The organism is Martinezella tropici, assembly GCF_008370325.1.
Lineage (GTDB): Bacteria > Pseudomonadota > Alphaproteobacteria > Rhizobiales > Rhizobiaceae > Rhizobium > Rhizobium tropici_B.
The window spans coordinates 83,158-98,544 of sequence record NZ_VNIP01000007.1 but is presented as its reverse complement, the minus strand read 5'-3'; the positions used below and the strand labels follow the sequence as shown (position 1 = coordinate 98,544).

The 15,387-nt window shown below is 60.6% G+C and carries 13 protein-coding genes; 8 read left to right on the top strand and 5 right to left on the bottom strand.

Annotated elements, in window-relative coordinates; genetic code table 11:
• Window positions 1-242 precede the first annotated feature (242 nt).
• Window positions 243-449 (top strand): hypothetical protein, encoded by a 207-nt coding sequence (locus tag FP026_RS13120; protein ID WP_112340115.1) that lies wholly within the window; start codon window positions 243-245, stop codon window positions 447-449.
• Window positions 450-513: 64 nt separating this feature from the next.
• Here FP026_RS13120 and FP026_RS13115 read toward each other — a convergent pair whose 3' ends face one another.
• Window positions 514-1,866, bottom strand: coding sequence for an ATP-binding protein (locus FP026_RS13115; protein WP_149635069.1), 1,353 nt, complete (start codon window positions 1,864-1,866; stop codon window positions 514-516).
• A 3-nt stretch (window positions 1,867-1,869) separates the two neighbouring features.
• Complete coding sequence (locus FP026_RS13110) at window positions 1,870-2,589, bottom strand: response regulator (RefSeq protein ID WP_149635068.1); 720 nt, start codon at window positions 2,587-2,589, stop codon at window positions 1,870-1,872.
• A 351-nt stretch (window positions 2,590-2,940) separates the two neighbouring features.
• Between FP026_RS13110 and FP026_RS13105 the strand changes: the two genes are divergently transcribed.
• The 5 genes from FP026_RS13105 to FP026_RS13085 all read left to right on the top strand — a co-directional run bounded on the left by FP026_RS13105 (window position 2,941) and on the right by FP026_RS13085 (window position 8,923).
• Window positions 2,941-3,741 (top strand): pseudouridine synthase, encoded by an 801-nt coding sequence (locus tag FP026_RS13105; RefSeq protein WP_149635074.1) that lies wholly within the window; start codon window positions 2,941-2,943, stop codon window positions 3,739-3,741.
• 13 nt (window positions 3,742-3,754) lie between these two features.
• Entirely contained in the window at window positions 3,755-4,438 is a 684-nt protein-coding gene (locus tag FP026_RS13100; protein ID WP_149635067.1) for a phosphoribosyltransferase, read from the top strand.
• Window positions 4,439-4,582: 144 nt separating this feature from the next.
• Window positions 4,583-5,527: a phosphoribosylaminoimidazolesuccinocarboxamide synthase gene (locus tag FP026_RS13095; protein WP_149635073.1), complete on the top strand. Its 945-nt coding sequence runs from the start codon at window positions 4,583-4,585 to the stop codon at window positions 5,525-5,527.
• 352 nt (window positions 5,528-5,879) lie between these two features.
• The gene (locus tag FP026_RS13090; protein ID WP_149635066.1) at window positions 5,880-7,331 is read left to right on the top strand and encodes an efflux transporter outer membrane subunit; all 1,452 of its coding nucleotides are present in this window, start codon (window positions 5,880-5,882) and stop codon (window positions 7,329-7,331) included.
• Window positions 7,332-8,059: 728 nt separating this feature from the next.
• The gene (locus FP026_RS13085) at window positions 8,060-8,923 is read left to right on the top strand and encodes an SH3 domain-containing protein (protein WP_149635065.1); all 864 of its coding nucleotides are present in this window, start codon (window positions 8,060-8,062) and stop codon (window positions 8,921-8,923) included.
• A 429-nt stretch (window positions 8,924-9,352) separates the two neighbouring features.
• On the opposite strand, the gene FP026_RS13075 is transcribed toward FP026_RS13085, so the two are convergent.
• The 3 genes from FP026_RS13075 to FP026_RS13070 form a co-directional block, all read right to left on the bottom strand.
• Window positions 9,353-9,595, bottom strand: coding sequence for a DUF982 domain-containing protein (locus FP026_RS13075; protein ID WP_149635063.1), 243 nt, complete (start codon window positions 9,593-9,595; stop codon window positions 9,353-9,355).
• Window positions 9,596-9,830: 235 nt separating this feature from the next.
• Complete coding sequence (locus tag FP026_RS30745) at window positions 9,831-9,953, bottom strand: hypothetical protein (protein ID WP_281408586.1); 123 nt, start codon at window positions 9,951-9,953, stop codon at window positions 9,831-9,833.
• Window positions 9,954-10,059: 106 nt separating this feature from the next.
• On the bottom strand, window positions 10,060-10,248 hold the full coding sequence (locus FP026_RS13070; RefSeq protein ID WP_149635062.1) for a hypothetical protein: 189 nt from the start codon (window positions 10,246-10,248) through the stop codon (window positions 10,060-10,062).
• Window positions 10,249-10,595: 347 nt separating this feature from the next.
• Here FP026_RS13070 and FP026_RS13065 point away from each other — a divergent pair, with 347 nt between their 5' ends.
• Both FP026_RS13065 and dnaK read left to right on the top strand, forming a co-directional pair.
• Window positions 10,596-12,968 carry a transglycosylase domain-containing protein gene (locus tag FP026_RS13065; RefSeq protein WP_149635061.1) on the top strand — a complete coding sequence of 791 codons (2,373 nt, stop codon included), beginning with the start codon at window positions 10,596-10,598 and terminating at the stop codon, window positions 12,966-12,968.
• A gap of 452 nt (window positions 12,969-13,420) precedes the next feature.
• Complete coding sequence (gene dnaK, locus FP026_RS13060; protein ID WP_149635060.1) at window positions 13,421-15,337, top strand: molecular chaperone DnaK; 1,917 nt, start codon at window positions 13,421-13,423, stop codon at window positions 15,335-15,337.
• Window positions 15,338-15,387 lie beyond the last annotated feature (50 nt).

The window sequence follows — 15,387 nt, the reverse complement described above, 5'->3', positions numbered from 1 at the left end:
GAGAAACAAAGGAAAGTTTTCCTCAGGGGCCTCGAAAAAGTTTGTCCAGACGGTCAAAATTTCCATGCCTGGCGCCTTATCGCCAGCTTCTGACGATTGAGCCCCTTTCAAACCCAACCATCATGCTCATTGGAACCTTCGGACAGCGATACGAACCGCCGATACGCAACTGGCGCGCAAGCCTTAGAAAAACCGAGATTTTACATGAGCTTTCTGCTATATATTAGAGAAGGGAGGAAACAATGCACACAACAAGACCGGAAAGCATTATCGAAGTCAGTTTCGACAGCGCCAATGGCCGACGCGCACTCGGCATCATGAGCATGCGCCAAGCGTTGGATCTGCCCGACCTGCCGAGCTTTACCTATACGCATCCAGATCCGCTGAAGGCAGCGGCCGGTATCGTGTTGAGCCAGGAAGAGCTCAGGAAATTCTTGACCTGCCACTGAGCAGGCACCGTTCGCACGGCACGTCGATCGTGCATCCGCACGATTGTCAAATAATCGCGCCTATTCAGGCCGCTTTCCTTTCCATCACCGCCACCGGCAATAGAACAACGGCATTCAGCCCGCCTCCTTCCCGATCCTCGAGACAGAGCGCACCGCCATGCGCATCGACAATCTGGCGAACGATCGCAAGGCCCAGACCGCTGCCACCGAGATCGCGGTTGCGCGATTCTTCCAGCCGCACAAAGGGTTCGAGCACTTCCTTGCGCCGGTCTGCCGGAATGCCCGGCCCACGATCCCCTACAATGATGGCGGTCTGCTCTCCGCGGCGTTCGACGGCGATATCGGCTCGGCAACCGTAGCGCAGCGCATTGTCCATGAGATTGTCCAGCACGCGCACCAGGGCGGTCTCGGTCATGGTCACCGCGATCGGCTGCCCGATCGGCGCGAAGACGACAAGGTCCTGCCCGTCCTGCCGCTCCGCCAGGTGGCCGCAAATGGCTGCATCGAGATCGACGATGGTCTTGCCGTCCGAAACGACGGTGCTGCGGGCAAAGCCCAGGGCATCCTCCACCAGCCGCTGCATGGCTTCGACATCGGCAATCGCCCGATCACGATGCGGCGTGTCGGGCATCATTTCCATGCGCAGGCGGAAGCGGGTGAGATAGGTCCTCAGATCATGCGAGATCGCTCCGAGGATGAGGGTACGATTATTGACCAGGGCGGCGATGCGCAGTTGCATGGCGTTGATCGCCTTGATCAGCATGCGCAGCTCGCAGGCTCCCCTTTCCGGAATATGAACCGGCTGCAATCCATTGCCGATCGAGTTGACGGTACGGGACAACCGCGTCAAGGGCCGGGTTTCGCGCGCCACCGCGACAATGGCGATGACCGCGACCAGCATGCCGAGGATGCCCGAGATAAGGCCGATGGGAATTCCGTGCAATCGCACGGTCGGCGTCTCGGGAAGATTGAAGACCGCAATCTTGCCGCTAGCAACGCCGATCGACACTTCTATGATCCGGTCCGGCGCACCGACCGAGAACCAGCCCTGCGGTCTTTCCGCCAGCGAGCGCATGTTGAAGTAACGGTTGCCGAAGGCGATATTGGCGAATTCGCGCGCCAACTTGCCGGTGAGCGTCAGATCCGAAGTCGCGTTCTTCTCACCGGCTGCCGGCGCATCGGCGAGCCGGATCGCCAGACCATTGGAATTCAGCGCCCGCACGGCGATCGGCTGCGCCTCGGGCGGAACGGCATCGAGAAGACGGACCGCTGTCTTGACCTGCATGGCAGGCGACAGCTCCGGATTGAGCGACGTATCCGGCTTCAGCTGGGCGGCGGCGAAAGCCGCGAGCTGTATGACGAACAATGCCACAGCGACGATCATGATGATGCGGGCGACGAGACCGAGTTTCAGCATGGCTCAGACATCCTTGACGTCCGTGGTGAGGAGATAGCCGGCATTGCGCACGGTGGTGATGATATGGGCGCCCTCGGGTAGGCAATGACCGAGCTTGGTGCGCAGGCGGGAGATCGTGACGTCGATGGTGCGATCGAAGGGATCGGCGCCGCGGCCGCGTGTCCAGTCGAGCAATTGCTCGCGCGACAGGACACGCCGTGGCCGTTCGAGAAAGCAGACGAGCAGATCGAACTCCGCTGTCGTCAGATGCACGACGCGTTCGCCTTGCATCTCGATGACACGGCCGTCGAGATCGACGGTCAAGCCGGCGAAACACTTACGGCGTGACGGGATGCTGGCATCTTCCGGACGTTCCGGCCCGGATCGCCGAAGGATGGCGCGGATGCGCGCCAGAAGCTCGCGCGGATTGAAGGGCTTGCCGAGATAATCATCGGCGCCCATTTCGAGGCCAAGGATGCGATCGATATCTTCCGTCTTCGCCGTCAATATGAGGATCGGCACCTTGCTGCGGGCACGAATGCGGCGGCATGCCGACAAACCGTCCTCTCCGGGCAGCATCAGGTCGAGGATGATCAGATCGGGAAAACCCTTGGACAGAATGCGGTCCATGGCGGCGGCGCTGTCGGCCGTCTGCACGGAAAAACCCTCACGGCTCAGGAACTCCTCCAGGAGCGCCCTAATCTCGCGGTCGTCCTCGACCAGAAGAAGCGATGCGGAAACCATGGCCCTTCCATGCGGGGCGAGAGGTCGTTTTGGCAACAGGGAAACGGCCGGCGTTACAAACTGTAACAAATTTCCCGCCTTTTGAAAAATCCCAGCAAAAGAAGCAGTGCAGGTTTCCGGGCAAGCGCGATCCCTCCGGAGCGAAAGGCGGCAGCCTTGCCGCCTACCCGACCCCATCGCCCGCTCCGGCCCGCGACAGGGCTCGCATCCACGAAGTGCGAGCCCTGTCTGCCTTTCAGCCTTACCTGCTCCCTGATAATGCGATTTGCGTCCCCGCCGCCGCCATGCGAAAGGATGTCCTTACCGGGCGCAACGCCCGGCCGCAGCAATGACGATCGCGAGGCAGAACGGGTGAGCCAGCGGCAATCACCGCAAAGATCCGGCAAGGCGGCGAAGCGCGCCCAGGAGCCCGAAGGCAAGCGCGTGACCTTGCCGCGGGCGCTTTCCAAGCTCGGTTATTGCTCCCGCACCCAGGCGGAGGCGCTGATTGCCGCCGGCCGCGTGAGCGTGGATGGCCGGAAGATCTCGGATCCCGCCACCTGGGTCGATCTGGAGCATTCGAAATTCGCGGTCGATGGTCGAGAGATATCAGCGGAAAAGAAGCTCTATTTCATGCTGAACAAGCCGCGCGGGCTGGTGACCACCCGCGATGACCCCGAAGGGCGGCCGACGGTCTATGATTGCCTCAAGGAGATCGATGCCCGGCACCTCGCACCGGTCGGACGGCTGGACAAGGCGAGCGAAGGGTTGCTGCTCTTTACCAATGATACGGTGCTCGCCCAGACACTTCTCGATCCGGTCAGCCATGTCGGCAAAACCTATCACGTGCAGGTCGACCGCATCATGGATCAGGAACAGCTTGCGCGCATGGAGCGCGGCATCGTCGACGACGGCGAGCTTTTGACCGCGATCTCCGCCCGCCTGCTGCGCGCAGGCGACCGCAACGGCTGGATCGAGGTGGAGCTCAAGGAGGGCCGCAACCGCCAGATCCGGCGCATGCTGGAGGCACTCGGCATCGAATGCCTGCGGCTGGTGCGTGTCGCCTTTGGCGATATCACGCTCGGCAATCTGCCGAAGGGCGGCGTGCGGGCCTTGACCGAGGCCGAAATCCTTGGACTGCACCGGCGCGCCGGAATGAAGGTCAACAGATAGAAGGCGGAGTGCAATGCAACCCCACGACTTCTGGCAGGAGCTGCATGCGCCAGGCAGCTTCGACCCAATGGAGAAGCGAGCGGATTTTCATGTGGCCGAACTGCCGGACGGACGTCAATTGCGCCTGCCGATCCGCGTACTCGCCGATGGCGAACACGCGCTGGCATCGCTCATTGTCAATCAGGCGAGCTTCACCGTGCTGGAGGCGCTGGGAGCAGCGCTGGCAGCGCGGATCGCGGCCCTTGATGTCGATGTGGTCGCCGGATTGCCGACGCTTGGCCTGACGCTGGCAGCAGCGGTGGCGCGCGCGCTCGGTCATGCGCGCTATGTGCCGCTCGGAACATCGCGCAAGTTCTGGTATCGCGAGGAGTTGTCGGTCCCGCTTTCCTCGATCACTACGCCAAACCAGGAAAAGCGTCTCTATATAGACCCGCGGATGCTGCCGCTGCTGGAAGGAAAGCGCGTGGGGCTTGTCGACGATGTCATTTCCAGCGGTGCCTCGATCGTTTCCGGGCTTTCTCTCCTGGCGTCCTGCGGCATCGAGCCTGTCGTGATCGGCGCGGCCATGCTGCAATCCGAACGCTGGCGCGATCGTGTCGATATGGGCGGCAAGCAATGGAGCGAGCGGATCGTCGGCGTCTTTTCGACGCCGATCCTCGAGCGAAGTGAGAACGGCTGCTGGCGCCGGCCGAACTGACCGCTTTTCGCCGCCGCAACCACGCGACTGGAGACGGATTGCGTATTATATATGGGAAGACCGTTCCGATTCCGGCCGCAATGCGCTAAGGGTCCGCTCAAGAAGCATCCGTCGGGCGGATGCACGAGCCTGTTGGTGGACACGTTGCGAATTCTCTCCGAAGCCCATTTTCCGGAATTGCCCAACTACTATCGCGGCAAGGTGCGCGAGAATTACGATCTGCCCGATGGCAGCCGCATCATCATCAGCACCGATCGGCTCAGCGCCTTCGACCGCATCCTCACCTGCATTCCCTATAAGGGCCAGGTCCTGACGCAAACCGCGCGCTACTGGTTCGAACAGACGCGCGATATCTGCCCAAACCACGTGATCGACTATCCGGACCCGAACGTCGTCGTCGGCAAGCGGCTGAACATTCTCCCCGTCGAAGTCGTCATCCGCGGCTATCTCGCCGGCACGACCGGTACCTCGATCCTAACGCTCTACAAGAAGGGCCAGCGGGAAATGTACGGGATTACGCTGCCCGACGGCATGCGCGACAACCAGATCCTGCCGGAGCCGATCATTACGCCGACGAGCAAGGAATTCGACGGCGGTCACGACGAGCCCCTGACGCCGACCGAGATCGTCGAGCACGGGCTTCTGACGCAGGAGCAATGGCGGACGCTATCGGACTATGCCCTTGCTCTGTTCGCACGCGGGCAGGAGATTGCCCGCAAGCGCGGACTGATCCTCGTCGATACCAAATATGAGTTCGGGACCGACGAAAACGGAACCATCATTCTCGCCGATGAAATCCATACGCCCGACAGCAGCCGCTATTGGCTGGCCGACAGCTATCAGGAGCACTTCGAAAAGGGCATGCGCCCGGAAAGTTTCGACAAGGACTTCGTGCGCGCCTGGGTGACCGAGCGCTGCGACCCCTACAAGGATGAGATTCCGGAGATTCCGAGCGAACTCGTCGAACAGACGTCCAAGGTCTACATCCGCGCCTTCGAAGCGATAACAGGCACGCCTTTCGTGCCTGACGATCGCGAAGCAACACCGCGTGACCGGGTTCGCGCAAGCCTCGGCCGTTATTTCCCGTAGGAGACCGTCTGAACGGTCGTTTCGCTGAATCGACACGCCGAAACTTCCCGGAAGTTGCGGCGGCGACGGAGTTTTGCGCCATTCACATCCCTTGATTGCGGATGCGAGGGTATGTTTTTTGCAACACTTCAGATTTTTTTTACCGATAAGCTGATATTTCGCCCGATCCTACATATGTTCGCTGCCGAGAATTCGTAAAAGCCACTGTGCTATTGCTAAACTCGTTGCTAGATTGACGCCGACCGCTTCGGGTCATTGTTTGTATTGAGTAAGACTGGAGCGCCGGAACATGGAGTCATGTCGACTCCGTCAAAAGACACTGAATCAGTAAATTGAATTGTGGGACAATGTGATGGTTTCCATTCGTACTGCCGCCCCCGCCCTGCTGCTTGTTTTGGCAGGCTGCGTCAGCGGCCCAGACCATAAGCCACCAGAAATGCCTCTCCCGGCCAAGTTCTCGGAGGGCGGTACGAAGGTCAACGGCGATATCGCCGGTTCGCAATGGTGGACTGCTTTCGGCGACTCCAAGCTGAATGCCTTCGCCGCACAGGGACTTGGCCAAAACCTCAACATCCAGCAGTCGCTGGAACGCATCAACCAGGCTGAAGCGGCGGTCGTGACCGCAGGCGCCGGCGGTCTGCCGAGCCTGACGGTTGCCGGCGACCATACGACCAGCGGCCAGAAGGGTTCGCTGCGCACGCAGACCGAAACGCGAAACAGCACCGGCGGCACCGCCTCGGTTTCATGGCTGCTCGATCTTTGGGGTCAGTATCGCCGCGCAACGGAAAGCGCCAACGCCTCGCTCGATGCCGCCTACTCCAACGTCGATACTGCACGCCTGACCTATCTGCAGGATCTGGCCAACAGCTATGTCAACGCTCGCTATTATCAGGCGCTCGTGGCGATCGCCCGGGAAAACCTGAAGTCACGGCGCGACACGCTTTCGCTGACCAAATTCCAGCTCGAAGCCGGTGCTGCCTCGCGCCTCGATGTCGTCCAGGCCGAAGGCCTCGTCAACTCGACACTTTCGACGATTCCTGGCTTCGAGATTAGCTATCGTCAGGCGGTGCACCACATCGCAACGCTGCTCAACGTGCCTTCGTCCACGATCATCGCACAGATGCAGGGCGGCGGCAGCCAGCCGGTATTCCGCGGCAGCGTCCGCACCGGCGTGCCGGCCGATCTCATCCGCAACCGTCCGGACATTCGCGCTGCAGAGCGTAATCTTGCCGCTGCGACCGCCCAGATCGGCGTTGCGGAAGCCAAGCTCTTCCCGTCGATCACGCTCAGCGGTGCGATCTCGCCGTCCTACATCCATAGCTCGTCCACGAGCGGCAGCCTCACCAGCTGGTCGTTTGGCCCGGCGCTGAACCTGCCGATCTTCGACGGCGGCACACTGCGCGCCGGCGTCAAAAGCGCGGAATCTTCCAGCCGCGAACAATACATCGTCTGGCAGCAGACGGTGAGGACCGCGATCCAGGACGTTGAAAACGCCCTGTCGGCTGTCACCCGCGATGCACAAACGGTTGCGGCTCTGCACGCTCAGGTCAAGTCCTACCAGGAAGCGCTGCAGCTCTCGACCGCCAGCTATAAGGATGGTGCGTCTTCGCTGCTCGACGTTCTGGACGCGCAGCGCAACGTGACCAGCGCTCAGCAGAGCCTTGCCCAGGCTGTGCAGCAGAGCGCCGTCGACTATATCTCTCTGAATGTCGCCATCGGCGCCGGCTATGTGCCTGCAGGCAAGGCAACCTTGGCCGCAGCTCCGGCCAAGGTCGTCAAGGTCGCTGCCAAGAAGGCGAACTGACAAGGTCGCCCGGTCCGCCGGGCACTTTGCTTGAACCGGAAAAGCTTAAACCGAAAAACCGCCGCATTCCCTGCGGCGGTTTTTCTTTTGATACCGCACAGATGATAAAGTTTCAGTGCTGAAACTGAAAATGGCGCGCCCCGCTTCCGCAAGAGCACGCCATCGCTAAAACAAAAAGGCCGGAATAACCCGGCCTTTCGCCATCCGCTATCACATCAGTGCCAGTACATCCGTGGTCAAAGGCAATGCGGAACTGCAGCCAGATTGATCATGAAAGGTTAACCAAAGGTCAACTTCACTTTCGAGACCACGATGAACGGAAACGGCTCGCTTTGAAGCGCGCCAGCCGCCATCGGCTGCATGACTGAACCGTATATCGTCAGGCAAGGCGGCAATTTCAAGGCCACCTTTCAATTTCTCCGATCGATCTCTCCAATGACTGCAGCCAGTGACCCGCGATCCTGAGCCGCAACCAGGCCATGTCAACGAATCCGGCAGATTTTCAAGCAGCCGTAAACCATCGTTCAAGCTGCATTCATACGAATACTTCTAGAATACATGCAAAGATTGAAGGCTGGCCACGAAATCCTATCAGATTCCGTGCATGCGATGGCCTTCATCTTGCCGGAATTGGAAAGTCTTACCGAATGGCGCTGGGGTAGGCGCATGAGATGCGGAAGACATTCGTTGGCGGTTCCGCGACAACGGTGCGCAAAGGGAGAGTATTCATGAGGTTCAAGGTTCTTGCCGCAAGCTTGCTGGCCGCATTCGTTGCGCTGCCGGCCATTGCGGAAGCTGCGGAGGGCTTTGCCACCGCAAACGTCAACATGCGATCAGGTCCGAGCACTGCCTATCCGGCGGTGACGATGATCCCGGTCGGAGCGCCGCTGCAGATCAACGGCTGCCTCAACGAGACGCCCTGGTGCGATGTCTCGTTCTATGGCGGTCGCGGATGGGTCGCCGGCCGCTACATCCAGGCCACCTATCAATCACGCCGCATCTATGTCGGCCCGCAATATTATCGGCCGCTCGGCATTCCGACGGTGGTTTTCAATTTCGATGATTACTGGGGTCGCTATTATCGCGGCCGCGACTTCTATCGTGACCGTGACCGCTGGCGGCGTGGCCCCGGCTGGGTCGATCGTCGGCCCGACCGCGGCTGGGATCGCGGATCGGACTGGGATAACGGGCCGGACCGCAATTGGGACCGCCGTCCCGACCGCAATCGCGACTGGAATGATGACTCGGACGGCAACTGGGACCGTCGCCCCGATCGCGACTGGGATCGGCAGCGCGACGACAATCGGAACGGGGGCCGCAACTGGAGCCGGCAGCGGCCGGACAACAACCAGGACTGGGATAACCAGCCCGATCGCCGGCGCGACGACAACCGTCCCCGCCCGGAACCCCAACGGCAGCCGCCGCAAGCTCAGCCACAACCTCAGGCTCAGCCGCAGCCGCAGCCGCAGCCGCAGCCGCAGAACAATCCACGACAGGATACGCGTGCGCCAGGTCCCTATAGCCCGGATCATAAGGACTGCCCGGCTTCGGAACCGAATTGCCGGATGTCCGTAAGGGGTTCAAACCGCTAGGCAGTTCCAAGAAAGGTGCGGAGCGGTTTCCGGCCGGAATTGCGAGAAAACAAAGAGATGGAGCGGTTCGGAGATTCCCTGAAAAGCTGAACCGCTCTAACGGCGCCTTGAGGATTCCGCAAAATCAAAGCCAGCGATCTTGGAGATCGCTGGCTTTTTTGATGCGCTATCCATCGAGGGCGGCACTTGCCGACGCACCGCCCGCATCCGAATAGATGCTCGAGCAAGCGGCATTCAAACGGAAACATCCTGAACGGAATCTTTTGGCGCGCCACTAGAGCAATTCCAGGAAAAGTGCGTAGCGGTTTTCCATCCGGAATTGCGTAACAACAAAAGGATAGAGCGTTTTCGCGATTCGGAGAAAAGCGGAAAGGCCCTAGCGGCTCGCAAGGCTCGAACGAGCAAACGGCTTGAAAATGCCGACCGGTTTCAGTGCATCTTGAGGTGCGCTTCACGCGTCGCCGAGATGAACATTTCCCGCGCCTCTTCGGCAGACTTGCGACCGTCGATGGCTGCCCGGCAAATGCTTCTTGCTGCAACATACAAAGGACCGCGCCGATCGGGCCACAGGTTGGCCATGCAATTCAATGCATCGGAAGGACCGGTCACTACCTGAAAACTGCCATGAGCAAAACCGACTTCAATGGGATCGCTCCATTTGACGTGCCGCATGAATACTCCTCCTCACGCGCTACCGATTGCTTGGAACCGTCTTCCACGACGGCCACATGACAACACTATAACCCCGATCAGAATTTTCGAAAATATGAAAGATTTCGAGCTTTCCGCGACATATCGGGCTTATCTGATTGGACAAATACGGCTCGGATGACATGCCCGGACGGCCCGAATGCGATGAATTTCTCACAAGCCTTTTTTGGGAAAGGTGGGATGCATCGCATACGATTTATTTCTCACGGGCGATGCGTCTTGCCTCGTCCGGGGAAAACCCCGCCCGGCGGGCGAGCCGTTCCATGCCGAATATCCGGTCGATCTGATCGACCAACCATAGTTCGAAACGTTTCCACATTGACACAGCCTCCTCCACTGCCAACCCTGCGGTCGTAGCGGCCCACGATGTCTATCGCGCCATTTCTATCGCGCCATTTTATCGCGCTGGGCCTGCCAATTTCCTTTCAGCGAAATTGCGGCGGCCTCTGCGCATTGGAGAGCAGCTCCTGCTTCGTAGCAAAGTCGCCAAACAGCTTCTTCAGCCGGGCTTCCTCCTCCTTGCAAAGCCGGTGGCGGCGGGCGAAATCCTGGACACTCCAGACCTCCCGCAACCTGCTCCTGTCGACTTCCTCCATCTTGATCAATGAACTCATGTGCTCGCCCTCTTTGTTCTTGTCATTTGTTAATGTCCGAAGGGGCGAAAAGTTCCCTCTGCGGCCCGCCGGCAGGGGGCCGGAGCGATGCGGCGGCCCGAGCCGGAATTGTTCTTAATCCCTCCTTAAATCGCCGCATTTACAGTTCAGGCGGACTTGATGTCTTCACGAGGGTTCGTGAACAAACAGCGGGCAGCAGCCTCGACAGCCGATATCGGCTCTCTGGCGATGCGGCCTGCCCAAGGCGGCCGAACGAGCACAAGAATTTCTACCGCCGCTGCGACCAGCCTGATGGAAGACATAGGAACACTGAGGAATACTGGGCACCGAGGTACAACCGGCCGGCAATGGCAGATAAGAAGAAATCACGCCAGAGGATAGAACCATCCTTTTCCAGCGGCCGGGAACGCATCGATGACGGATTCAATGCCGGCGAGCGCGTCGTCGGCAGCAGGCGCTCGGCCAAGACATATTACCAGGAGCCGGAACCCGACGAGGATGAAGACGAGGACGAACCTGTGGTCCAAAGACCTCGCCGCGCCCGCAGCCGGCGCAAACCGGCGCGGCGCGCGCGTCCGCGACGCGGCTTTTTCGGCTTCATCCGGTCCACAATCTATTGGGGTCTGGTACTTTGCCTGTGGGCCGGCATCGGCCTTGCAGGCCTTGTCGCCTATTACGGCTCGCGCATGCCAAGCGCCAGCACCTGGTCGATCCCCGAGCGGCCGCCAAACGTAAAGATCAACGATCTCGACGGCACCCTGCTCGCCAATCGCGGTACGACGGGCGGCGAAGCCGTGGCGCTCGGCGACATGTCGCCCTACATACCGGAGGCGATCGTCGCCATCGAGGACCGCCGCTTCTATTCCCACTTCGGCTTCGACCCGATCGGCCTTGGCCGTGCGGTCGTGACGAACGTGCTCACCGGGCACGCCGTCCAGGGCGGCTCGACGCTGACGCAGCAGCTCGCCAAGAACCTGTTCCTGTCGCCGGACCGCACGCTGGAGCGCAAGGTGCAGGAAGTGTTGCTGGCGCTGTGGCTGGAACACAAGTACACCAAGGACCAGATCCTGACGATGTACCTGAACCGCGTCTATTTCGGCTCCAACGCCTATGGAGTCGAGGCGGCCTCGCGACGCTACTTCAACAAGTCGGCAAAGGACGTGAACCTCGGCGAAGCGGCGATGCTCGCCGGCCTGGTCAAGGCACCCTCGCGGCTGTCGCCCGCCCGCGATCCCGCCGCCGCCGAGGCCCGCGCGCAGCTGGTGCTGCAGGCGATGCATGATCAGGGCTTCATTTCCGAGGCCGACATCAAGACCGCCATGTCGCAGCCGCCGACCCGTTCGAAAAGCTATTGGACGGGTGCCGAGAACTATGTCGCCGATATGGTCATGGATCAGCTTCCGAAGCTGATCGGCAGCGACATCAAGGAAGACCTGATCGTCGACACCACTCTTGACATGTCGCTGGAGGAGAAGGCCGAGAAGGCGCTGGAAGATGTGCTTGCCAAGGACGGCAAGAAGCTGAGCGCCTCGCAGGCCTCGCTCGTCTCCGTCGACGCGACGGGCGCCATCCGCGCGCTCGTCGGCGGCCGCGACTATGCGCAGAGCCAATTCAACCGCGCCGTCACCGCCAAGCGCCAGCCGGGTTCGGCCTTCAAGCCGTTCGTCTATACCGCCGCACTGGAAGCAGGGCTGACGCCCAATTCGATCCGCAACGACATGCCGGTGAAAATCGGCAACTGGGCGCCCGAGAACTACGAACAGCGCTATAGTGGTCCCGTGACGCTTGCCACCGCAGTGGCCCAATCGCTGAACACGGTAGCGGCCCAGCTCGTCGCCGAGGTCGGGCCGGATCAGGTCATCAAGGTCGCCCGCAGGCTCGGCATCGAATCAGACTTGCAGGCCAATGCCTCGATTGCGCTTGGCACGTCCGAAGTGTCGCTGCTGGAACTGACTTCCGCCTATGCCACCTTCATGAATGGCGGCTTCAAGGCAGCGCCGCATGTCATCACCAAGGTGACGACCGCTTCCGGCAAGGTGCTCTACCAGGCCAATACCGACAATCCGCAGCGGGTGCTGAACCCGGATATCGTTGCCAACATGAACGCCATGATGGCCGGCGTCATCGCCTACGGCACCGGCAAGGCGGCCCGCATTCCCGGCTGGCAGGCGGCCGGCAAGTCGGGAACGACGCAATCATTCCGCGACGCGCTGTTCGTCGGCTTCACCAGCCATCTGACGACAGGCGTCTGGTTCGGCAATGACGACGGCAAGTCGATGCGCAAGGTCACCGGTGGCGGGCTGCCGGCCAAGGCATGGAAAGAGTTCATGGTCGCCGCGCATAAGGGCATCACGCCGACGCCGATCTTCGGTGGCGGCCAGATCATAGACAACGGCCTGCCGATGGCGCAGGCACCGAATGGCGACCAGCCGACGACGATCGGCAATATCATATCGGGCATCGCCGACGGCGGACAGGTCGTGCAGCAACCAACACTGCAGCAGAGGCCGATCCAGCCGCAGACCGTCAACCAGACCGCGATCAATGAAGACCCGCAGGATCTGCCGCCGGCGAACCTCGCCGACGACACCAATCCCTACAGTTCCTACCCTTATGACAGCGGCGATATCCCGCCGGCGGATATCGGCGACAACGGCGTTCCGGTCGCAACGGCGCGGCCGCATCGCTCCTCGCTGCTCGACGTCATCCTGGGCCGATAAAATCGCAATTTTGCGCCCGCAGCGCGGCGTGTCATATATGGCGCACCAGAGAGGGATGCCGGACGCAGATCCGGTCGATTCGACCTGAAATCGTCCGGCTCTGAAGTCGCTGTAGCACTTTAGATCTGCTGCATAATTTTATCCCTAAATCGATCCCGATTTCAGGAATTATGCAGTAGACGCTTGCATGGCCGCGGCAAGGCTGCTCTGATACGCGGTCGCGTCAAATCCACGTGTCCTCGGCGCACATGGGGCTGGGTGGAATTTGCGCGACAAACCATTTGTTTTGCTGGATTTCAGGCAATTTCCTGCCTTGCAGTCAGTAAAACCGCTACTTATATACGCGGCATCACCGCAGTCATGGCTGCGCAATCCTCAAGACCATCCCGTAAGGGGCTGTCAATGGAATGCCTGACAGGGGTTCCGACAGCTTGCTTCAAGGAGAGAATGACATGGCAAAAGTAATTGGTATCGACCTTGGAACGACAAATTCCTGCGTCGCCGTCATGGACGGCAAGGACGCGAAAGTGATCGAAAATGCCGAAGGCGCCCGGACCACCCCCTCCATGGTTGCCTTCACCGACGATGGCGAACGTCTCGTCGGCCAGCCGGCCAAGCGCCAGGCTGTCACCAACCCCACAAATACCCTCTTCGCTGTCAAGCGCCTGATCGGCCGCCGCTACGAAGATCCGACCGTCGAGAAGGACAAGCACCTTGTTCCCTTCAACATCGTCCGGGGCGACAATGGCGACGCCTGGGTAGAAGCCAACGGCAAGGGCTATTCGCCCGCACAGATTTCCGCAATGATCCTTCAGAAGATGAAGGAAACCGCCGAATCCTATCTCGGCGAAAAGGTCGACAAGGCCGTTATTACCGTTCCCGCATACTTCAACGACGCGCAGCGCCAGGCAACCAAGGATGCCGGCAAGATCGCCGGTCTTGAAGTCCTGCGTATCATCAACGAGCCGACGGCCGCAGCGCTCGCCTATGGCCTCGACAAGAAGGACGGCAAGACCATCGCCGTTTACGACCTTGGCGGCGGCACCTTCGATATCTCTATCCTGGAAATCGGCGACGGCGTCTTCGAAGTGAAGTCGACCAACGGCGATACCTTCCTCGGTGGTGAAGACTTCGACATGCGTCTCGTCGAATACCTCGTTGCCGAGTTCAAGAAGGACAACGGCATCGACCTCAAGGGCGACAAGCTGGCGCTGCAGCGCCTGAAGGAAGCCGCTGAAAAGGCCAAGATCGAACTTTCGTCCGCTCAGCAGACCGAAATCAACCTGCCCTTCATCACGGCAGACGCCACCGGCCCGAAGCACCTGACGCTGAAGCTGACCCGCGCCAAGCTGGAAAGCCTGGTCGACGATCTCGTTCAGCGTACCATCGCGCCTTGCAAGGCAGCGCTCAAGGATGCCGGCGTCACCGCCGCTGAAATCGATGAAGTCGTTCTCGTCGGCGGCATGAGCCGCATGCCGAAGGTACAGGAAGTCGTCAAGCAGCTGTTCGGCAAGGAGCCGCACAAGGGCGTCAACCCAGATGAAGTCGTCGCTCTCGGCGCGGCCATCCAGGCCGGCGTTCTGCAGGGCGATGTCAAGGACGTTCTGCTCCTCGACGTGACCCCGCTGTCTCTCGGCATCGAAACGCTGGGCGGCGTCTTTACCCGTCTGATCGAACGCAACACGACGATCCCGACGAAGAAGTCGCAGACCTTCTCGACCGCCGATGACAACCAGTCGGCCGTGACCATCCGCGTCTCGCAGGGCGAGCGCGAAATGGCTGCCGACAACAAGCTGCTCGGCCAGTTCGACCTCGTCGGCCTGCCGCCGGCACCGCGCGGCGTGCCGCAGATCGAAGTCACCTTCGATATCGACGCCAACGGCATCGTTCAGGTTTCGGCCAAGGACAAGGGCACCGGCAAGGAACAGCAGATCCGCATCCAGGCGTCCGGTGGTCTCTCCGACGCCGACATCGAAAAGATGGTCAAGGATGCCGAGGCCCACGCTGCCGAAGACAAGAAGCGCCGCGAGGGCGTCGAAGCCAAGAACCAGGCTGAGAGCCTGATCCACTCCAGCGAGAAGTCGCTGAAGGATTACGGCGACAAGGTCACGGAAGCCGATCGCACCGCGATCTCCGACGCGATCGCAGCGCTCAAGACGGCAACCGAAGCTTCCGAGCCGGACGCCGAAGACATCAAGGCCAAGACCCAGACGCTCATGGAAGTTTCCATGAAGCTCGGCCAGGCAATCTATGAGGCCCAGCAGGCGGAAGCTCCTTCGGCCGATGCCTCCGCAGCCGGCAAGGACGATGTCGTCGATGCCGACTACGAGGAAATCAAGGACGAAGACGACCGCAAGCGGTCTGCATAAGCGCGAACCGAAAGGTTCTCGATGAAACTTAGCTCCGGCTGCCTTCGGGC